Annotated in this window: 23 protein-coding genes and 1 pseudogene; 21 read left to right on the forward strand and 3 right to left on the reverse strand. The window is 64.4% G+C overall.

Translation table 11 applies throughout. The features are described from left to right. The 11 genes and pseudogenes from VSX60_RS18215 to VSX60_RS18265 form a co-directional block, all read left to right on the forward strand. Window positions 1-282 (forward strand): annotated as a pseudogene (locus VSX60_RS18215) (methyl-accepting chemotaxis protein); the annotation flags it as partial. After that, a complete protein-coding gene (locus tag VSX60_RS18220; protein ID WP_327625688.1) occupies window positions 282-581 on the forward strand; it encodes an STAS domain-containing protein in 300 nt (99 codons plus the stop codon). The pseudogene VSX60_RS18215 and the gene VSX60_RS18220, both read left to right, overlap by 1 nt. Then, a complete protein-coding gene (locus tag VSX60_RS18225) occupies window positions 578-949 on the forward strand; it encodes a response regulator (protein WP_327625689.1) in 372 nt (123 codons plus the stop codon). The genes VSX60_RS18220 and VSX60_RS18225 overlap by 4 nt, the downstream gene beginning before the upstream one ends. A gap of 84 nt (window positions 950-1033) precedes the next feature. Next, window positions 1034-3328, forward strand: coding sequence for a chemotaxis protein CheA (locus tag VSX60_RS18230; RefSeq protein WP_327625690.1), 2295 nt, complete (start codon window positions 1034-1036; stop codon window positions 3326-3328). Between the two features lie 17 nt (window positions 3329-3345). Further along, complete coding sequence (locus VSX60_RS18235) at window positions 3346-3819, forward strand: chemotaxis protein CheW (RefSeq protein WP_442872958.1); 474 nt, start codon at window positions 3346-3348, stop codon at window positions 3817-3819. Window positions 3820-4009: 190 nt separating this feature from the next. Then, the gene (locus tag VSX60_RS18240; RefSeq protein ID WP_327648946.1) at window positions 4010-4855 is read left to right on the forward strand and encodes a CheR family methyltransferase; all 846 of its coding nucleotides are present in this window, start codon (window positions 4010-4012) and stop codon (window positions 4853-4855) included. A gap of 144 nt (window positions 4856-4999) precedes the next feature. Then, complete coding sequence (locus VSX60_RS18245) at window positions 5000-6028, forward strand: protein-glutamate methylesterase/protein-glutamine glutaminase (protein WP_327625693.1); 1029 nt, start codon at window positions 5000-5002, stop codon at window positions 6026-6028. Between the two features lie 94 nt (window positions 6029-6122). After that, on the forward strand, window positions 6123-6512 hold the full coding sequence (locus tag VSX60_RS18250) for a response regulator (RefSeq protein ID WP_206453204.1): 390 nt from the start codon (window positions 6123-6125) through the stop codon (window positions 6510-6512). Then, the gene (locus VSX60_RS18255; RefSeq protein ID WP_327625694.1) at window positions 6512-7051 is read left to right on the forward strand and encodes a chemotaxis protein CheD; all 540 of its coding nucleotides are present in this window, start codon (window positions 6512-6514) and stop codon (window positions 7049-7051) included. The genes VSX60_RS18250 and VSX60_RS18255 overlap by 1 nt, the downstream gene beginning before the upstream one ends. A gap of 75 nt (window positions 7052-7126) precedes the next feature. Continuing rightward, entirely contained in the window at window positions 7127-7483 is a 357-nt protein-coding gene (locus VSX60_RS18260; protein ID WP_327625695.1) for a hypothetical protein, read from the forward strand. 251 nt (window positions 7484-7734) lie between these two features. Next, window positions 7735-8838: a YeeE/YedE family protein gene (locus VSX60_RS18265; RefSeq protein WP_327625696.1), complete on the forward strand. Its 1104-nt coding sequence runs from the start codon at window positions 7735-7737 to the stop codon at window positions 8836-8838. A gap of 8 nt (window positions 8839-8846) precedes the next feature. Here the strand turns inward: VSX60_RS18265 and VSX60_RS18270 are convergent, their stop codons facing one another. Next, on the reverse strand, window positions 8847-9815 hold the full coding sequence (locus VSX60_RS18270) for an NADPH:quinone oxidoreductase family protein (protein ID WP_327625697.1): 969 nt from the start codon (window positions 9813-9815) through the stop codon (window positions 8847-8849). 131 nt (window positions 9816-9946) lie between these two features. Here VSX60_RS18270 and VSX60_RS18275 point away from each other — a divergent pair, with 131 nt between their 5' ends. Together VSX60_RS18275 and VSX60_RS18280 are read left to right on the forward strand one after the other, a co-directional pair. Next, window positions 9947-10198 (forward strand): DUF4258 domain-containing protein, encoded by a 252-nt coding sequence (locus VSX60_RS18275; protein WP_327625698.1) that lies wholly within the window; start codon window positions 9947-9949, stop codon window positions 10196-10198. Further along, window positions 10195-10389 carry a DUF2283 domain-containing protein gene (locus VSX60_RS18280; protein ID WP_327625699.1) on the forward strand — a complete coding sequence of 65 codons (195 nt, stop codon included), beginning with the start codon at window positions 10195-10197 and terminating at the stop codon, window positions 10387-10389. The genes VSX60_RS18275 and VSX60_RS18280 overlap by 4 nt, the downstream gene beginning before the upstream one ends. 34 nt (window positions 10390-10423) lie before the next feature. Here the strand turns inward: VSX60_RS18280 and VSX60_RS18285 are convergent, their stop codons facing one another. Continuing rightward, complete coding sequence (locus VSX60_RS18285; RefSeq protein ID WP_327625700.1) at window positions 10424-11662, reverse strand: acyl-CoA dehydrogenase family protein; 1239 nt, start codon at window positions 11660-11662, stop codon at window positions 10424-10426. Further along, window positions 11659-12420, reverse strand: a complete 762-nt coding sequence (locus VSX60_RS18290; protein ID WP_327625701.1) for a TetR/AcrR family transcriptional regulator — start codon at window positions 12418-12420, stop codon at window positions 11659-11661. Before VSX60_RS18290 ends, VSX60_RS18285 begins: the two co-directional genes overlap by 4 nt. A 111-nt stretch (window positions 12421-12531) precedes the next feature. On the opposite strand from VSX60_RS18290, the gene VSX60_RS18295 reads away from it, so the two are divergent. The 8 genes from VSX60_RS18295 (at window position 12532) to VSX60_RS18330 (ending at window position 19336) form a co-directional block, all read left to right on the forward strand. After that, entirely contained in the window at window positions 12532-13350 is an 819-nt protein-coding gene (locus VSX60_RS18295) for an SDR family oxidoreductase (RefSeq protein WP_327625726.1), read from the forward strand. Next, window positions 13350-13862 carry a MaoC family dehydratase gene (locus VSX60_RS18300; RefSeq protein ID WP_327625702.1) on the forward strand — a complete coding sequence of 171 codons (513 nt, stop codon included), beginning with the start codon at window positions 13350-13352 and terminating at the stop codon, window positions 13860-13862. Before VSX60_RS18295 ends, VSX60_RS18300 begins: the two co-directional genes overlap by 1 nt. Window positions 13863-13910: 48 nt before the next feature. Beyond that, window positions 13911-15113, forward strand: coding sequence for an acetyl-CoA C-acyltransferase (locus VSX60_RS18305; RefSeq protein ID WP_327625703.1), 1203 nt, complete (start codon window positions 13911-13913; stop codon window positions 15111-15113). A 10-nt stretch (window positions 15114-15123) separates the two neighbouring features. Next, the gene (locus VSX60_RS18310; RefSeq protein WP_327625704.1) at window positions 15124-16170 is read left to right on the forward strand and encodes a phosphotransferase family protein; all 1047 of its coding nucleotides are present in this window, start codon (window positions 15124-15126) and stop codon (window positions 16168-16170) included. A gap of 4 nt (window positions 16171-16174) precedes the next feature. Then, window positions 16175-16945 carry an SDR family NAD(P)-dependent oxidoreductase gene (locus tag VSX60_RS18315; protein WP_327625705.1) on the forward strand — a complete coding sequence of 257 codons (771 nt, stop codon included), beginning with the start codon at window positions 16175-16177 and terminating at the stop codon, window positions 16943-16945. Between the two features lie 346 nt (window positions 16946-17291). After that, a complete protein-coding gene (locus tag VSX60_RS18320; RefSeq protein WP_327625706.1) occupies window positions 17292-17849 on the forward strand; it encodes a thioredoxin family protein in 558 nt (185 codons plus the stop codon). Next, window positions 17849-18544, forward strand: coding sequence for a phosphoglycolate phosphatase (gph, locus tag VSX60_RS18325; RefSeq protein WP_327625707.1), 696 nt, complete (start codon window positions 17849-17851; stop codon window positions 18542-18544). Before VSX60_RS18320 ends, gph begins: the two co-directional genes overlap by 1 nt. Before the next feature lie 423 nt (window positions 18545-18967). Then, window positions 18968-19336 carry a DUF2934 domain-containing protein gene (locus VSX60_RS18330; protein WP_327625708.1) on the forward strand — a complete coding sequence of 123 codons (369 nt, stop codon included), beginning with the start codon at window positions 18968-18970 and terminating at the stop codon, window positions 19334-19336. Window positions 19337-19484: the final 148 nt, after the last annotated feature.

Consider the following 19484-nt stretch of genomic DNA (forward strand, 5'->3'; position numbering starts at 1 on the left):
AAGGTGACGCAGCAGAACGCGGCGATGGTGGAGGAGGCGACGGCGGCGAGCCAGACCTTGTCCAACGAGACCGAGGAACTGGCGAGCGCGATGGCGCAGTTCAAGACCGCCGGCTCGGCCGGCTCTGGGCGGGGTCAGGCATCGCGGTCGGGTGGCAACGCCGCCGCCAACCGGGCACGGCCGGCCACGCCATCGCGCGGCGTACCGCAGATGAAGACCACCGGAACGGGCGGCGCTGCCCGTGCCGAACAGACCAACACCGACAGCTGGGAAGAGTTCTGATGGCGAAAAAACCAACACGTGCAGGGGCGGCGGTGGAACTCCCTGGCATCCTCGATCTGAAGGCGGCAGGCCCGCTCTTCGACCAACTCCTGACGTTGCGGGGCAAGCCGGTCACGGTCGATGCCGCCAGCGTGGAGAAGGTGGGTGCACAGTGCATCCAGATTCTTCAGTCGGCCGCGGCGACGTGGCACGCGGATGAGGTCGCATTCACCATCGTCGAACCGTCGGAGACGTTCCGCTCCGGACTCGACCTTCTCGGTCTTTCGGAAATCTTGAGCCAAAAGGACATCGCGGCATGAGCAGGACAATTCTGACGATCGACGATTCGCGAACCATGCGCGAGATGCTGCGCGCGACGCTGACATCGTCCGGCTTCGTCGTGGTCCAAGCCGAGGACGGCGCCCACGGCATCGAGGTTCTGCAGGGGATGGAGGTCGAGCCCGACGTTATCATCACCGACATCAACATGCCGCGCAAAGACGGGTTTCAGTTCATCGAAGAGGTGCGCGAAGATCCCAGTCGCCGGGCGATCCCGATCCTTGTCCTGACCACCGAAAGCGACGCGGAAAAGAAGCAGCGCGCGCGCCTCGCCGGAGCGACCGGCTGGATCGTCAAGCCATTCGATCCGGTCAAACTGCTCGATGCGATCAACCGCGTCGCAGCGTAATCATAATTCGGAAAGCGCCTGGCAAGCTTGAGACCGTAACAACGGTCCGACTTCCAGGTTCGAAGGCGAGAATAGGGTAGCACAATGGACGCGATGGCTGAAATCCGGCAGACCTTTTTCGAGGAATGCGCCGAGCAGCTTGCCGAACTCGAGGCAGGTCTGCTCGCGATCGAAAACGGCGAGGCTGACGCCGATACGGTAAATGCCGTTTTCCGCGCCGTGCACTCGATCAAGGGCGGCGCCGGCGCCTTCAGTCTGGATGACCTCGTCCGTTTCTCCCACATCTTCGAGACGACGCTCGACGAACTCCGGTCGGACCGGCTGGAAGCGAGCGATGTCGTCATCAAGGTCATGCTGCGGGCGGCCGATGCCTTGGCCGATCTGGTGACGGTCGCCCGTGACGGCGGCACGGTCGATGCGTCCCGCAACGAGGGCCTGGCCGCCGAGCTCAAGGATCTGGTCGCGGCCGCCAAGGGCGAAACCCCGGCGGAAGCTGCCGCCGATGTGCCGGAATCAGACGCCGCCGCCGATAGCGCGGACGACGACTTCGGCTTCGTCCCCGTCGCCGTCGACCTCGACGAACTGATCGGCGGCGGTGGCGGTGGCGACCAGGCCTATCGGATCATCTTCCGCCCGCACGCCGCCCTCTATGCCAAGGCGAACGACAGTGTTCGCGTCCTCCGGGATCTGCTCGAACTGGGCGAGGGCAATGTCCAGTGCGACACGAGCGAGATTCCGCTCCTGTCCGATCTCGATCCCGAGGGCGCCTATTTCACCTTTACCGTCGATCTGACGACGGCGGAGGGCGAAGAGAAGATCCGCGAGGTCTTCGAATTCGTCGAAGACGATTGCGACCTGTCGATCGAGCGACTGCTGGATTCCGATACCGAGTCGGCGGATGGCGCCGTCGATGTCGATTCGGACCTGGCCGACCTTCTGGCGAGCCTGCGTGGCGAAGCGGCGAGCGAGGCGGCTGCCGACGAGGCACCGGCGGCCAAAGCTCCCAAGGCGGACAAGCCCAAGGCATCCAAGCCGGTGATGGCAGACCAGCCCGCGCCGGCGCCGGCGGCCGCGCCGGAAGCGGCGGCCGCATCGTCGGCCAGCGCTCCGGTGGAGAAACCGGCGAAGGCCGATGCGAGCGAGGCCAAATCCGGCAATGTCGGCGGCAGTCCGGCCCAGACCATCCGTGTCGATCTCGAACGCGTCGACCGGCTGATCGATCTGGTTGGCGAGTTGGTCATTCATCAGGTCATGCTCTCGCAGCGCACCTATCAGGCGGGGCTTGCCCGCGCCTCGGAAGTCGCCGTCGGCCTCGACGAACTCGAACAGCTGACCCGGGAGATCCAGGACAGCGTCATGGCGATCCGCGCGCAGCCGGTGAAATCGGTGTTCCAGCGCTTGCCGCGGCTGGCCCGCGAGGTCGCGGAAATCTCCGGCAAGACCGTCCGTCTGGTCACCGAGGGCGAGTGGACCGAGGTCGACAAAACCGTGATCGAGCGGCTTGCGGATCCGTTGACCCACATGCTCCGCAACGCCATCGACCACGGGTTGGAAAAGCCCGATGTGCGACTGGCGGCCGGCAAGTCGGAAGAGGGCACGGTCAAGGTCGCGGCGATGCACCGCTCCGGCCGGATTGTCATCGAAATCTCCGATGACGGCGCCGGCATCAACCGCCCGAAAGTGCGCGAGATCGCGATCTCCAAGGGCCTGGTCGCGGCCGAGGCCAATCTTTCGGACGAAGAGATCGACAACCTCATCTTCATGCCGGGCTTTTCGACGGCAAGCGAGATCTCCGAGTTGTCGGGCCGCGGCGTCGGCATGGATGTCGTGAAACGTTCGATCCAGGCTTTGGGCGGGCGTGTCTCGATCACCTCCAAACCCGGAAAGGGCTCGACCTTCACCATGAGCCTGCCGCTGACGCTGGCGGTGCTGGACGGGATGATCGTGACCGTCGGGGACCAGACGGCTGTGGTGCCGCTGACGGCCATCATCGAGACGCTGCAGCCGAAGCCGGAAGAAGTGAAGGGGTTTGGCGGCGATGCGCGGCTGATCAAGGTGCGCGACGCCTTCCTGCCCCTCGTCGATGTCGGCCGCGAACTGGCCTACACCATGACCCCGACCAATGCGACGACCGGTGTCGCGATCCTCGTGGAAGCAGAGAACGGCACCCGCTCGGCGCTTCTGGTGGACGCCATCCAGGGGCAGCGCCAGGTCGTCATCAAGAGTCTTGAAGCCAATTATCGCCGCGTGCCGGGAATCGCCGCCGCGACGATCCTCGGCGACGGGCGCGTCGCTCTCATTCTCGATGTCGACGTGATCGTGGCGACGTCGCGCACTGACGGCATTCACAGCAACGGACTTCAGCAGGCAGCGGAGTGAAATCGATGACAAACCAAATTGCCAATCCCGCCGAGAACGACAACAAGGGCGAGGGAAACGGCCGCGAGCTGATCGCCTTTCGGATCGGGGAACAGGAATTCTGCGTCGACATCATGTCGGTGCGCGAGATTCGCGGCTGGACGGCGGCAACGCCGCTTCCGCATGCGCCCTCCTATGTGAACGGGGTGATCAATCTGCGCGGCGCGGTGCTGCCGATCGTCGATCTCGCCGCAAGGCTTGGCTTCGCCAGGACGGAAGCGAGCGCGCGCAGCGTCATCATCGTAGTGCGTGCCGAGCACCAGTTGTTCGGCCTGCTCGTCGACGCCGTCTCCGATATCCTGACAGTCACGGACGATGCACTGCAACCGACGCCCGATATCGCTTCGGAACTGGCGAAACAGTTCGTCAGGGGCGTCATGGCGATCGAGGGACGCATGATCTCGCTGATCGCAACGGACAATGTCTTGCCACAACTGCAAGCTGCAGCTTGAGCTAAGACTACCCTAAACCCTCCGCAGGGAGGTACGAAATCGGGTGCTGCCCCGTCTGGCCCGGCGCAATCGCGCCGAACGCCGACGGCTGGCCATGGAGTAACACGCTGTGAGTGTTGACAGACAGCAGGAGAAGACCGTGAGGCCGCGAGGCTCAGCGTCCGCTTCGATCGTCGCCGGCGAGTTCCCGATGACGGAAGCCGACTTTATGAAGATCGCGGAAATGCTCTACGAGGACGCGGGCATCCACCTGACAACGTCCAAGGCGACGCTGGTCTATTCGCGTCTGTCGAAGCGGTTGCGCAGTCTCGGCATGCGCAGCTTCAAGGACTACTGTGCACTGGTGAACGATGCCGGCGGCGCCAGCGAGCGCATGACCATGCTCGCCTCGCTGACGACGAACGTCACGCAGTTCTTTCGCGAGCAGCACCATTTCGATCACCTGCGTGAACACTTCCTCCCACCGCTGCTGAATGCCGCCAAGAGCGGTGGGCGCGTGCGCCTGTGGTCGGCGGGATGTTCAACCGGACACGAGCCCTATTCGATCGCGATGACGCTGCTCTCGCTCATGCCGGATGCGGCGGACCACGATATCCGCATTCTCGCCTCCGATATCGATCCCAATGTCGTGGCCACCGGCCGGGCAGGGGTGTACGCATCCAGCGAACTGACCGCCGTGCCGGCCGATATGCGGCGCCGCTGGTTCCGGTCGGCCAGCCCGGATAGTGGCGCACCCGCATCCGGCAGCGTCAACGAGATGGCGTTCGAGGTGGTCGACGCCATGCGCGATCTCGTGTCGTTCCGAGAATTGAACCTGATCGGCCAGTGGCCGATGAAGGGCAAGTTCAACGCGATCTTTTGCCGCAACGTCACGATCTATTTCGATCAGCAGACGCGAGAACGCGTGTGGAGCCGCTTTGCCGAGCGCATCCAGCCGGGCGGCTTTCTCTATGTCGGCCATTCCGAACGGCTGGCGGGAGAGGCGGCCAAGGTGATGACCTATGACGCCAACACCTCCTATCGCAAGACGGCGTGAGGGCGGTTCGATGACTGAATCCCGTCTCAGCCCCACACCGAACCATCGTGATGTGCGCGCGCATCGCGCCGGCAATAGCGCCGGCGCGCCGTGGCTTGGCGATTCGTCAGGCGGCTGCGCCACCGGAAAAAGGAAAGCGTGAGCATGTCACCTGCCAGAGTCTTAGTGGTCGACGATTCCATGACGATGCGCGCGCTCATTCGCCATGCGTTGAATAGCGACCCGGGAATCGAAGTGGTCGGCGAAGCAGCCGATCCCTTTGAAGCACGCAAGAAGATGAAGGCGCTCGATCCCGACGTCGTGACCCTGGACGTCGAGATGCCGAACATGAACGGCATCGAATTCCTCCAGAAGATCATGACGTTGCGCCCGACGCCGGTGATCATGGTGTCCAATCTGACTGCGCCGGGGGCCGCCGTCACGCTGGAGGCTTTGGAACTCGGCGCTTTCGACTGCATCGCCAAGCCAGGCGCCAGTAGCAACACCTTCGACATCCTGCCCAACCTGATCAAGGAGGCCAACCGCGCCAAGGCCGGTCTGGTCAAACGCCGTCTGGCTGCCGTCGAGCATCCCGGTAACGGCACGGCGAATAAAACTCTGGCGCGTTCCCAATCCGGCCCGGACCTCATCGGCATCGGATCCTCGACGGGCGGCGTCGAGGCGTTGATGCAGGTTCTCGCCGAATTTCCCGCCGACTGCCCCCCGACGCTCATCGTTCAGCATCTCCCGGCCGCCTTCACCGCCTCCTTTGCGGCACGGCTCAACCGGATTTGTCCCGCCCATGTCAGCGAGGCCAAGGACGGCGAAGCGATTCGTCAGGGCCATGTCTACCTGGCTCCGGGCGGCAGCCGTCACATGATGCTGCGAAAGGGCACCCAATTGACCATCGCGCTGGTGGCGGACGACCCGGTCTGCGGACACCGACCGTCGGTCGACGTGCTGTTCGCGTCGATCGCCAAGAATTTCAAGGACCGGTCGACAGGCGTAATCCTCACCGGGATGGGCCGGGACGGCGCGCAGGGGCTTTTGGAAATGCGGAAGGGAGGGTCCCGGACCCTCGCTCAGGACGAGGAAACCTCGCTCGTCTACGGCATGCCGCGCGTCGCATATGAGATCGGCGCCGCGCAAAAGCGACTGCCGCTGTCGCGCGTGGCGCGGGAGATATTCGTATGAACCGCTCGCAAAGCGAAACCTCTATAAAAAACGCAGCGAAATTGAGGATAGATTCATCAAATTCGCTTGTAATGCGGTCGAAAGGAACAACGCCATGGGCATTGTAGATCAATTGAAGGTTCTGATCGTCGACGATCATAGAACAAGCCGCATGCTCATTCGTGATGCGCTGGAACAACTTGGTATCAAGAACATCGTCTTTGCGGTCGATGGTGAAGAGGCGTTGCGGACGATGATGTCGGCCCCGTGCCACATTATCATCTCGGACTTCAATATGCCCAAGCTCGACGGTATCCAGCTCTTGAAGGCGGTGCGATCCTACGCGCCGACCAAGAAGACGCCGTTTATCATCCTGACCGGCGCGGGCGACCGGGAGCTGGTGCAGAAGGCCGCGCAGCTCGGCGTCAACAACTTTCTGGCCAAGCCTATCACCGTGCCTGTGCTCAAGAAGACCATGGAAGCCGTCGTCGGACGCCTGCAATAATGACGGGACGAAGCGAAGGGCGACGCGTCCATGTCATGCAAGGCGAAGCCAAGGTCGACGAAGGTCCGGATACCATCCTGACCACGCTTCTGGGCTCGTGTGTTGCGGCCTGCATCCGGGATCCGGGCGCAGGTGTCGGCGGGATGAACCACTTTCTGCTGCCCGGTAGCAGCGGTCAGGAGGGCGCGCGCGCCGAGAGCTTCGGTCTTTATCTGATGGAGCTCTTGATCAACGGGCTGCTGCAGCGCGGCGCGCGGCGCGGGCATCTCGAAGCAAAGCTGTTCGGCGGTGCGCGGGCGATGGACGGTCTGTCCGAGGTCGGCTCGAAGAATGCCGCTTTCGCTGAGCGTTTCCTGCAGATGGAGAACATCACCTATCTGGGCGGCAGTCTCGGCGGGGGGGTGGGCCGGCGGATCGAATATTGGCCCCATACGGGTCGGGCTCGGCAGATTTTCTTCGAAAAGGCGGCAATGCCCGTCATCCAGGTCGCGCCTCCTATCAGAAAGCCTCAGTCGATCGGAGAAGTCGAACTATTCTGACACGATCACAAGCCCGCGTGGACCACCCCAGCGTGATCCACCGAGCGCCCATCCCACTAACCGAAGCGTAGCATCATGACCACGAGCCCTCTGCCCGATCTGCTCAAGATCATTTCCGACGAGCTGAACGCTTTGGCGGAAATGACCGAAGCGATGCACGATCTGATCTGCACCGACCATCCGCGGCAGGACGCGCCTTACGTGCGCGCCGTGCAGAGCATCGATCGTACGCAGCAGACGCTCGAAAATCTCGCGACGTTTCTCGCTGTCGCCGGAGACCACGCTCCGGCCGAATACGAGGTCGCCCTGCAATCGGCGCTCGAAACGGTCCGTCTCGGCGATCTGAAACACCGGCTCGCGATTTCGCGTCAGGCGGTCAACGGCGCTGCGCGGCCAATCGACCCCGGCGGTGATCTCGAGCTGTTCGGCTAAAACATTCTCGGCCGGCTATTTCCGGCCCCGGTGTCGCGACGTGGATCATGCGGTGCCGGCAGGACGCTGGCAAGGCACGGCGTCACAGCTTGCTCCACCGCCGTCGACGACGCTCCGGCCATTCCCCTTCGCCCCGCATGCCGCTACCACGCCTCCACTGCCGCTGCCACTTGACGTAGATCAAGGCGCGGATGCCGGATTCATTCAAATATCCAAATATATCGTTTGGAATGACGAATGGAGGGCAGAGGATGGATCTCGCCTCATTGATGGACCGGTTCGGCGAGACGAACGTCCTGGTGGCGGGCGGTGTCATCATCGGCTTCATGTTCGGCGCCTTCGCCCAGCGCAGCCGCTTTTGCCTGCGTTCGGCCGTGATCGAATTCCGCCGCCGTGAACCCGGCGCCAAACTCGTCGTCTGGCTGCTGGGTTTTTCGGCGGCGCTGGTCGGCGTGCAGGCCGCGATTCTGGCCGGTTGGCTCGATGTCTCGCAAAGCCGGATGCTGGCGGTCGCCGGCAGCATGTCCGGCGCGGCGATCGGCGGTCTCCTGTTCGGTGTCGGGATGATCGCGTCGCGCGGCTGTGCCACCCGACTGCTCGTCCTATCGGCCACCGGCAATCTGCGGGCGCTGCTATCGGGCCTGGTTTTCGCGGTGTCCGCCCAAGCCGCCTATCGCGGCGTGCTGGCACCCCTGCGAAGCGAATTGTCGGGCTGGTGGCTGATCGACGGCGGACCGGACCGCGATATTCTCGCCTGGCTCGGTGTCGGGAACGAGGTCGGCCTCGGTATCGGCCTCGTCTGGTTGGCCGCCGGCATCGTCGTGGCGCTGCACAAGCGGGTTAGATCACAAATTTGGATCGGCGCGCTCGGCGTGGGCCTCGCCATCCCGGCCGGCTGGCTGTTCACCTACACCGCCTCGCAGACCGCGTTCGGGATCGTGCCGACGGAATCGCTGACCTTTTCCGGCCCATCCGCCGACCTCCTCATGCTCACCCTGAATTGGCCCGACCACGCGGTCGATTTCGCCATCGGCATCATGCCGGGCGTCTTCCTCGGCTCGTTCACCGCCGCGTTGCTGGCCGGCGAGCTCAAGATCGAGAATTTCGACGGCGGGCACACCATGCCGCGTTATATCTTCGGCGCGGTGCTGATGGGGTTCGGCGCCATGCTGGCGGGCGGTTGCGCGGTCGGCGCCGGCGTCACCGGCGGTTCCATCCTCGCGGTTACGGCCTGGACGGCGCTGATCGGCATGTGGATCGGCGCGATGCTGACCGACTGGGTCTTCGTTCGCCTCGGCGAGGAGACGGGATCGGTCTCCAGCCCGACGCTCTCCGGCGCGGCTCCGGTGGCCTGAAGAGCGGCCTACGGAACCAGGACGATCTTGCCGGTCGTTTGCCGGTTGTGAATGCGTTTGAGGACATCGGCGGCGTCGGCTAAGTTTGCCCGCTCTGAGACATGCGGAGCAATCCGTTCGTCCGTCGCCCACTCCATCAGTTCGCGCATATTGTCGGCGAACACCTCCGGCTCCTTGCGGGTGAAGGCGCCCCAGAACACGCCGACGACGCTGTAGCCTTTGACCAGGGCAAGGTTCACCGGAAATTGTGGGATCGTGCCCGAGGCGAAGCCGATGACGAGGAGGCGGCCGTTCCACGCCATCGATCGCGACACTGAGTCGAAGGCTTCGCCACCGACCGGATCGAAGGCGACGTCGACGCCCTTGCCGTCCGTCAGCCGCTTGATGTCGGCGCGAAGGTCGTCATAGCCGATCGCGACTTCGGCACCCTCCGAGACGGCCAGTGCCCGCTTGTCCTCGGAGGAGGCGACGGCGATGACCCTTGCGCCTATCGCGTTGCCAATCTGCACCGCCGCGAGCCCGGTGGCACCGGCCGCGCCGAGAACCAGCAGCGTCTCGCCGGGTTGCAGCTCCGCGCGCTGTTTCAGTGCGTGATGCGCGGTGCCGTACCCGCAGACCAAGGCGCAGGCCGCGCCGGCGTCCAGGCCATCGGGAAGCACCATGGCGGCGGCCTCGTCGACCATGACGCGCTCGGCATAGGCACCATTCTCGATATAGGCGACGACCCGATCGCCGAGCTTGAAGCGCTGGGCGTTCGGCCCGACCGCCACGATCTCGCCCGCCGCCTCCATGCCCGGAACGAAGGGCAGATCGGGCTTGGCTTGATATAAGCCCTGGACCAGCAGCCCATCCGGATAGTTGACGCCGATCGCCTCCGGCCGGACGACGACCTGGCTACCGGTGGGCGCGGGGGCGTCCACGTCCTTATAGGCGAGGTTGTCGATCGGACCGTAGCTCTCGCAGACGATGGCTTTCATGAAGCCTCCTTCATCTCGTCTTCAGTCGGTCGACCAATATGTTGCCGTCGCCCTGCATTTTGTATGTTTCCGCATCCGGGCAGATCCGGCAGCATTAACCACGACATGGCGGGGCGGACGGAGCGGCAACGATGAAGCGACTCGAATTCTCGTGGCACGCACTGGAGGCGCTCAGAGAACGAGAACTCAATGTAATGTGGATCGAGCGGGCCATCCGTGAGCCTGAGTGGACGATTCCCGACCCGCGCCGGAAGGGCGTGGAACGTCGGTTTCTTCGGATTCCCGAGCATGGGAAGCGTATTCTTCGCGTTGTTGTAGTGGAATCTCTGCACGAAATCCGCATATTAACGGCATTCTTCGATCGAAGGGCACGCCGGCCATGACACCAATCGTCCGTTACGACCGCGATGCCGACGCGGCCTATATCCGTTTTTCGCCGGAGCCCGTCATCGAGAGCGAAGAAGTCTCGGACGGCGTCGTCCTTGATTACGATGCCGACGGCCGCATCGTCGGCATGGAAGTCATGGAGGCGAGTCGCCACCTTTCTCCGACAGTTCTCACCGAAGCGGCATAAGCCTGCCGTCTCGGAGCGCGCGAGAGGCAGCCCCTCACACCTTCTCCTGCGTGTGCTTCTTGAGTTCCCAGCGCGCCACCTGCCGGCGATGCACGGCATCCGGCCCGTCGGCGAGCCGCAGCGTTCTGAGATGCGTCCACATGCGCGCCAGCGGCACATCCTGGCTGATGCCGCCGCCGCCATGCATCTGCACCGCCTCGTCGACGACCTTGAGCGCCATGTTCGGCGCCACGACCTTGATCTGGCTGATCCACGGCGCGGCGGCCTTGGCGTCGCCCTGATCCATCATCCAGGCCGCCTTGAGGCACAGCAGCCGCGCCATTTCGATATTCATGCGGCATTCGGCGATGATGTCGAAATTGGCTCCGAGCTGGGCCAGCTTCTTGCCGAAGGCCTCGCGCCGCATCGAGCGCTTGCACATCAGTTCCAGCGCCGCCTCGGCATGGCCGATCGCGCGCATGCAATGGTGGATGCGGCCGGGTCCGAGGCGCCCCTGGGCGATTTCGAAGCCGCGTCCCTCGCCGAGGATCAGGTTTTCCTTCGGTACCCTGACATCGGTGAAGCGGATATGCATATGGCCGTGCGGGGCGTCGTCTTCGCCATAGACCGTCAGTGCCCGCATGACCTCGACGCCCGGCGTGTCGGCGGGCACCAGGATCATCGAATGGCGCTGATGCTTGGGCTGGTCGTCGCCGCCGGTCTTGACCATCACGATATAGATCTTGCAGCGCGGGTCGCCGGCGCCCGTCGCCCACCATTTCTCGCCGTTGAGCACGTAGTCGTTGCCGTCGGCGACGCAGGACATGGCGATGTTGGTGGCGTCCGACGAGGCGACGTCCGGCTCGGTCATCAGATAGGCGGAGCGGATTTCACCATCGAGCAGCGGTTGCAGCCAGGGCTTCTGCTGCTCGGGCGTGCAATAGCGCTCGAACACTTCCATGTTGCCGGTGTCCGGTGCCGAGCAGTTGAAGGTTTCGGCGCCGAGATGCGTCTTGCCCATCTCCTCGGCGAGATAGGCGTATTCGACGATCGTCAGGCCGGAGCCGCGCTCGGAATCGGTCAGCCAGAAGTTCCACAGGCCGCGGCTCTTGGCCTTGGTCTTGAGACCTTCAAGAAGGTCCCGCTGGCGGTCGGTATAGACCCAGCGCTCGCCCTTCGACACTTCGGCGAGAAACTCCTCGCTCGCCGGGGCGATCTCATCCCGGATCATGTCGCGGACGGCGGCGTGGATCGGCTTCAGGCGGTCGGTCATGCCGAGGGCCATGTTGTTCATTGGTCGAATTCCTCCTCAAGAATGGCGCTGTCCGCACCGGCGCCGCGCAGGGCGAAATAGGCGATATCGCGGGCGATGGCCCGCCGGTCGCTAGCGGTCTCGTCGTCGCGCTCGCGATACCAGAAAACCGGTGAATTGAGCACCGAAAGAAACGCCTTGCCGGCGATCGACGCATCGCGGACGGCGCTGAGATCGCCCTCACGTGTGGCATCGGCGATGACGCCGCGGAACAGCATTTCGTAGCGGTCCCGCTCGGCGATGAGCCGCTCCAGCGTCGCGCGATCCTCGGGCGTCGACGGCCCGTTCACATGCCGCGAGACGCCCTGCAAGATGACGTTCTGAAAGTCGATACGCTCCATCATCGTCAGCACATGAGCCTCGGCCATGGCGCGCAGACGGGTGATGGCGCGATCCCGCGAAGCGGCGTGGGGCTCGACCGCAGCGAAGTCGAGCGCCATGCCGTGCTGACAGACGTCGAAGAACAGGTCGTTCTTGGAGCGGTAATAGTGGTAGACAAGGCCCTTGGTGGCCCCCATGCGCCGCGCGATATCGTCGATCGACGTCGCCGCGAGCCCCTTTTCGCCGAAGGCGCGGGCGGCGGCCGCCAGAAGCGCCGCAAGCGTCCCGTCGCATTCCGCCGCACTGTCGCGCGCGGCCGAAAAGTCGCGGTCGCGGCGCGAACGCGGGGAAGAGCTGGGAGGCCTACGCGCATCCTGTTCTTGCTCGCCGTCGTCGGCGTCCTGTTTTTCACTGACCATCGCTTCGCCACTGGACATACTCTTAGGTATGATGTCAATTGCGGGCGTTGAAAGTCCCTTGCGCGGGGTCGGCACACGTAGCCGGTCGATAGGAGAGGAACGCCGATGACGATGTCGATTCTGGACCGCCTGTTCGCGTTGAACGGCAAGACCGCGCTGGTTACGGGCGGCGCGACCGGCATCGGGCGGATGATCGCGACGGCGCTGGCCGGCGCCGGGGCGCGGGTCCTGATCGCCTCGCGCAAGGCCGAGGCCTGCGAGGCGACCGCCGCCGAGATCAACGCGGAGGGGCATCCGGGCACGGTCGAGGGTTTTGCCGGCGACTTGTCGAGCGAGGCGGGCGTCAAGGCGCTTGCCGCCGCGGTCCGGGAGCGTACCGACCGGCTGGAGATTTTGTTCAACAATGCCGGCGTCTCCTGGGGCTCACCCCTGGAGCAATTTCCCTACGACGCCTGGCAGAAGGTGCTCGGCGTCAATGTCGCGGGCCTGTTCACCGTGACCCAGCAGCTTCTGCCGTTGCTGGAGAAATCCGCAAGCGCCGACGATCCGGCGCGAATCGTCAATCTCGGCTCGGTGATGGGCGCGGCGCCGCTCAGCGAGAACGTCTATTCCTACGCGGCCTCGAAGGCGGCGGTGCATCATCTGACCCGCTGCCTCGCCAAGGAGTTGTCGGGCCGTCATATCACCGTCAATGCCCTTGCGCCCGGGCCTTTCCAGTCGAAGATGACGGCGTTCGCCACCGGCAGCGACGAAAAGGCCGCGGCGGTGGGGCGCGGCGTACCCATGGGCCGGATCGGCTCGCCGGACGATATTGCGGGGGCCGCGCTGTTTCTTTGCGGCCGCGGCGGTGCATATACCACGGGCGCGATCCTGCCGCTCGATGGCGGCATCGGGGTCGAAACCGGACACGAATTGTTCCAGGAGGGCTGATGGGACTGGATTCCGTCGCCGCAACCGAAGCGGCGCTCAGGGCGCGCCTCGTGCCGCTCGACGTCTATCGCGCGCATCTGGACGGCCACGCGTTCGTCTCCGACTGGGTGACCGTCGATCAGGCGAAGATCGATACTTTCGCGACGGCGACCCACGATCATCAGTTCATCCACGTCGATCCGGAGCGTGCCAAAGCCGAGACGCCGTTTGGCGGGACGATCGCCCACGGCTTCTTGACGCTGTCGCTGTTGTCGCCGCTCGCCTATGATGCGCTGCCGGGCGTCGAGACCACCAAGATGGGCATCAATTACGGCTTCGAGCGCGTCCGCTTTCTCAATCCGGTCAAGGCCGGACAGCGCGTGCGCGGCCGGTTCAAGATGATCGGGCTGACCGAGCGCGCCGTGAGCCTGCAGACCGTCTGGGACGCGACGGTCGAGATCGAGGGCGCGACGAAACCGGCGCTGACAGCCCACTGGATCACGCTTGCCGTGCTGGAGCCGCCGGCAAGCTGATTTCAGTCCGCAACCAAACGACAGTTGAAAAGAAAGGGCAGCCTCGACATGAGAGAAGCGGTCATCGTCTCGACGGCGCGCACGCCGATCGGCAAGGCCTATCGCGGTGCCTTCAACGACACCCAGGCGCAGGCGCTCGGCGGTCACGCGATCCGCCATGCTGTCGAGCGGGCTGGCGTCGATCCGGCCGAGATCGAGGACGTGGTCATGGGGGCGGCCCTCCAGCAGGGTTCGACCGGCACCAACATAGCGCGCCAATGCGCGCTCCGCGCCGGACTGCCCACAAGCGTCGCCGGCATGTCGCTGGATCGGCAGTGCGCGTCCGGCCTGATGGGGATCGCCGTTGCAGCGAAGCAGATCGTTCTCGACAACATGACGGTCGCCGTCGGCGGCGGGCTGGAATCGGTCTCGCTGGTCCAGAACGACAAGATGAACCTGTTTCGCAGGGCTGATCCCTGGCTGCGGGAACACCGGCCGGACCTCTACATGTCGATGCTGGAGACAGCGGAGATCGTCGCGGACCGCTACGGGATTTCCCGCGAGGCCCAGGACGAATTTGCCTTGCAGTCGCAGCAGCGAACGGCCGAGGCGCAGGCCGCCGGGCGCTTCGACGACGAGATCGTGCCGATGGCCGCGACGATGAAGGTCAAGGACAAGCAAACCGGCGACATCTCGGACCGGGAGGTGACGCTCGACCGCGACGAGGGCAACCGCCCGCAGACGACGCTGGCCGATCTCGAAAAGCTGCAACCGGTCTTCAAGGACGGACAGGAGGTCAAGGAAGGACGCTTCATCACCGCCGGCAATGCCTCGCAGCTGTCCGACGGCGCTTCGGCCGCAGTGCTGATGGAGGCGAGGGACGCCGAGCGGCGCGGGCTTCAGCCGCTCGGGCGCTATGCGGGGATCGCGGTCGCCGGCTGCGACCCGGACGAGATGGGCATCGGACCGATTTTCGCCGTGCCGAAGCTCCTGGAGAAGAATGGCCTCAAAATCGGCGATATCGGCCTTTGGGAGTTGAACGAGGCGTTCGCCAGCCAGGCGCTCTACTGCCGCGACACGCTCGGCATCCCGAACGACATCCTCAATGTCGATGGCGGCGCGATATCGATCGGCCATCCCTATGGCATGTCCGGCGCCCGGATGACCGGCCATGCGCTGATCGAAGGCAAGCGCCGGGGCGTTCGCTGGGTGGTGGTGACCATGTGCGTCGGCGGCGGCATGGGCGCCGCCGGCTTGTTTGAAGTCCTATGAGCGGCGGGTCATGAGCGAGGATACGGACGACCAGACCATCGACGAAGCGGCGCTCGGCAGCTATCTCGAGGATCATATCGAGGGCTTTGAAGGCCTCAAGCAGATGGTTAAGTTCCAGGCGGGCCAGTCGAACCCGACCTTTCGTCTCGACGCGGCGAGCGGCACCTATGTTCTGCGCGCCAAACCGCCCGGGGAACTCCTGAAATCCGCTCATCAGGTGGACCGGGAATTCAAGGTGATGAAGGCGCTCGCCGGCACCGACGTGCCGGTTCCGAAGATGCTGCATCTGGCAAACGAGGCGGACTCACCGCTCGGCCGCACCTTCTTCGTCATGGAGCATCTCGACGGGCGCATCTTCTGGGACCCGATGCTTCCCGAAATCGACAGCGACGAGGAGCGCGGCGCCATCTACGACGCGATGAACGCGGCCCTCGCCGCGCTGCATTCGGTCGATGTCGAGGCGGTGGGGCTGGCGGAATTCGGCCGGCCTGGCAATTATTTCGGCCGGCAATTGTCGCGGTGGTCGGAACAGTATCGCCAGTCCAAGACCGATGAGATCGAAGACATGGAAACCCTGGCCGCCTGGCTGGAGGAGAACCTGCCGGAGGACGACGGCGCGGCCAGCCTCGTGCATGGCGACTACCGGCTCGACAACATCATGTTCCGCAAGGACAAGCCGGAGATCCTGGCGATCCTCGACTGGGAGCTCTCGACCCTCGGCCATCCACTTGCCGATCTGGCCTATCAGTGCATGCAGTGGCGGTTGCCGCATGTCGGTTCGTTCAAGGGGCTCGGCGACGCCGATCGGCCGTCGCTAGGCATCCCGACCGAAGCGCAATATGTCGCACATTATTGCGAGCGGCGCGGCCTCAAGGGCATCGACAACTGGCCGTTCTATCTCGCCTTCTCGTTCTTCCGTCTGGCGGCAATCCTGCAAGGCGTCTTCAAGCGCTACACGCAAGGCAACGCCTCCAATCCCGAGAAGGCCAAGTCCTACGGCCGCAGCGTCCCGGTGATCGCAAGCCTCGCCGTCGAGCTCATCGGCAAGGAGGGCTGACCGGATGCGCCGCTTCGACGGACTGAACGTGCTCGTTTCCGGCGCGGCCGGCGGTTTCGGCCGCTCCATTGCCAAGGGGTTCGCCGCCGAAGGGGCAAAGCTCCTCCTCACCGATCTCGACGACGCGGCGCTGGCGGCCGCCGCCAAGGATATTCCGGATACCGAGATCGTGACGCTTGCCGGCGACGTCTCGCGCGAGGCGACGGCGCAAGCGCTGGTCGAAACCGCGATCGAACGCTTCGGCGGCCTCGACATCGCCATCAACAATGCCGGCATCGTCCACGCCTACAAACGCCTCTCGACCATTGACGCCGCCGAGGCGGAGCGGGTGATCGCGATCGACCTGATGGGCGTCTTCTTCGCCATGAAGCACCAGCTGGCGGCGATGGAAGCGCGCTTCGAACGCGAGGGCCGAGGCGGCGCCATCGTCAATGTCGCCTCGGTCGCCGGGCTGAAGGGGGCGCCGCTATTGTCGGTCTATGCCGCCGCCAAGCATGGCGTCATCGGGCTGACCCGCTCGGCTGCCGCAGAGACCGCGCGCCGCGGTATCAGGGTCAACGCCGTCTGCCCGTCCTTCGCTCGCACCGCGATGGTGCTCGGCGACGGCCACGGCGCCGATTCCGAGGAGGAAAAGCGCATCGTGCGCGGCATCCCGATGCGCCGGCTCGCCGAGGTCGAGGAGGTGGTCACTGCCGTGCTGTTCGCCGCCGATCCGGCCAACGGCTTCATGACGGGGGCGGTGCTGCCCGTGGACGGCGGGCTGTCGGCGATTTGAGAAGCTAGTGGATTAAATTTGACATTTGATACCCACGTGCGGCGGACTCGAAATCAAATGTCAAATTTGAAAAATCCACGAGAGTCATAAAGTTGCTAGTGGTCCTTTGATTTCGACATTTGCTTGCCAGGGTGCTCCAAGCGGGATGCAAATGTCGAAATCGGACCACTAGTCGCCGCCCCGCTCGATTTTCGGGCCGCTTGCCCTTAATCGAAGGACAGTACTTGAGCGAGGAGGAGTCTCACCATGGCGGCACAACCCCCGATCTGCGNTCGCCGCCCCGCTCGATTTTCGGGCCGCTTGCCCTTAATCGAAGGACAGTACTTGAGCGAGGAGGAGTCTCACCATGGCGGCACAACCCCCGATCTGCGATTTCGGCTGGAAGGCGGTGGACGCGGAACTGCCCGGCGTCGACGGCAATACCCACCGGATCTTCGACCACAAGGGCGCGAACGGCCTCCTGGTTGCCTTCATCTGCAATCACTGCCCCTATGTGAAAGCGGTGATCGACCGGCTGGTGCGCGACGCCAAGGAACTCGCGGAACTCGGCATCGGCACGGTCGCCATCTCGTCGAACGACGCCTCCGCCTATCCTGAGGATTCCTTCGAGAACATGAAGCGCTTCGCCGAGGAGCACGGCTTCCCGTTCCCCTATCTCCATGACGAGGACCAGAGCATCGCGCGGACCTATGGGGCCGTCTGCACGCCGGATTTCTTCGGCTTCAACGGTGATCTCGGCCTGCAATATCGCGGCCGCATCGACGCGTCGCGCAAACAGGCGACGCCGGACGACACCGGGCGCGATCTCTTCAATGCCATGAAGCAGGTCGCCGAGACCGGCGAGGGTCCCACAGAACAGGTGCCATCGATCGGCTGTTCGATCAAATGGAAGGATGCCGCCTGATGGCCGGTATGGCATGGCCGAAAGCGGTCTTGTTCGATCTCGACGGGACGCTCGTCGATTCGGCGCCCGACATTCATGCCTCGCTCAACCAGACGCTGGCCAGCTATGGCGAGCCGCCGTTCACCCTGGAAGCGGTGACGCGGATGATCGGCGGCGGCGTGCCGAAGCTGATCGAACGGGCCTATGCGGCGCTCGGCAAGGACATCGACCCGGCGAGCCGCGACAAGGCTGTGGAGCGGTTTCTGGCGATCTACGAGCCGCGCGCGACCGAACTGACGACGCTGACCGCCGGCGCCAGCGAGGCGACGCGAGTCTTCAAGGAGGCCGGCGTGCCGATCGGCGTCGTCACCAACAAGCCGGAGGCGGCGACGCGTGAGATTCTCGCCCATTTCGGTCTGCTCGAGCTTCTGGACGTTGTCGTCGGCGGTGACGCCGGCCCCGACAAGAAGCCTGCGCCCGGCCTGTTGCTTCTGGCCTGCGAGCGGCTCGGTCTCGGCGTCGCCGATGTGGTCTTCGTCGGCGACAGCGAGAACGACGTCGAGGCGGCCGTGGCGGCGAAAATGACCGTCATCGCGGTACGCGGCGGCTATACGGCGATCGCCCCCGAAGATCTGGGCGCCGATGAGCTGGTCGACCGGATCGATGCCGTTCCGGCGGCGTTGGAGGCGATCCGTGCGCGGGCGGCCGCGGAGTGATCATTAACCGCCCACCGAGTTCGGCCTTCGACATGACCTGTCCTTGCCCTAAATAAGGCGAAGATGCGGCAGTCAGCCCGCGCCGGTGGGCGCGGCGCACGAAGGTCAAAGCGTATGAGTTACAGAAGCGCCGAAATGGCCATGCTGTGGGCGACCATCGCCGTGTGGTCGATCATCGTGGCTGCTGCTCTTTTGGTTTCTCCCATAGCGGGTTGACCGCGGCATTGGCGCTTCAACGCCCATTGACCGGACGTCGGGTGGCGCGCGATGATGCGGGTATGCGGCTGAGTCGATTTTCGTTGGTACGCTAGCGAACCTGCCCGAGCCGTTGCCCGGCTTAAGATTTTATTAAGTCTTGTGTCCTTACGGCGGGCTCACGCTGCCCTAAATATTTAATCCAACCGACATCGGGGAGACGAGGCGATGGTGAAGGTGGATAACGCTGATGCGATCCGCAGGCTTGCCTACGAAATTTGGGAACGGGCGGGTCGCCCCAGCGGCCGTGAACACGAGCATTGGGCGGAGGCGAACCGCGAGTTCGCCCGGCTGAATCCGCCGCAACCCGTCCGGATGAGCGAACAGCCGCGCTGGAACCGTATCGATGCCGAGCGGCACGAGGCGGAAGCCTTGCGCAAGGCGCTGTGGACCCCGGAGCCGTTTTCGGCGGAGCTGTTCGGCCGCGAGCCGCCCCGCTTCGGTCGGGGCAAGGTGGGAGTGCGGCGGCAGGCTCGGCCGCTGCCAGGGGCGCCGAACGCAGTCCGAACGGCGGCGCGGAGCGATGTCCGGTCTTAGCGACAGCGAACAGGGTGCGTTGCGCGCGAGTAATCGCGTGGTAAGCAGGGCGCTGGCGATGAAGGCGCGCCGAGGTCAAGGATAGAATGCTGGATGCCGGGACGGTTGTTACGCGGCGTTGAGCTGCTGAGCATTGACGCTGGCGATT

This window comes from Aurantimonas sp. A3-2-R12 (assembly GCF_036016755.1).
Classification (GTDB): domain Bacteria; phylum Pseudomonadota; class Alphaproteobacteria; order Rhizobiales; family Rhizobiaceae; genus Aurantimonas; species Aurantimonas coralicida_A.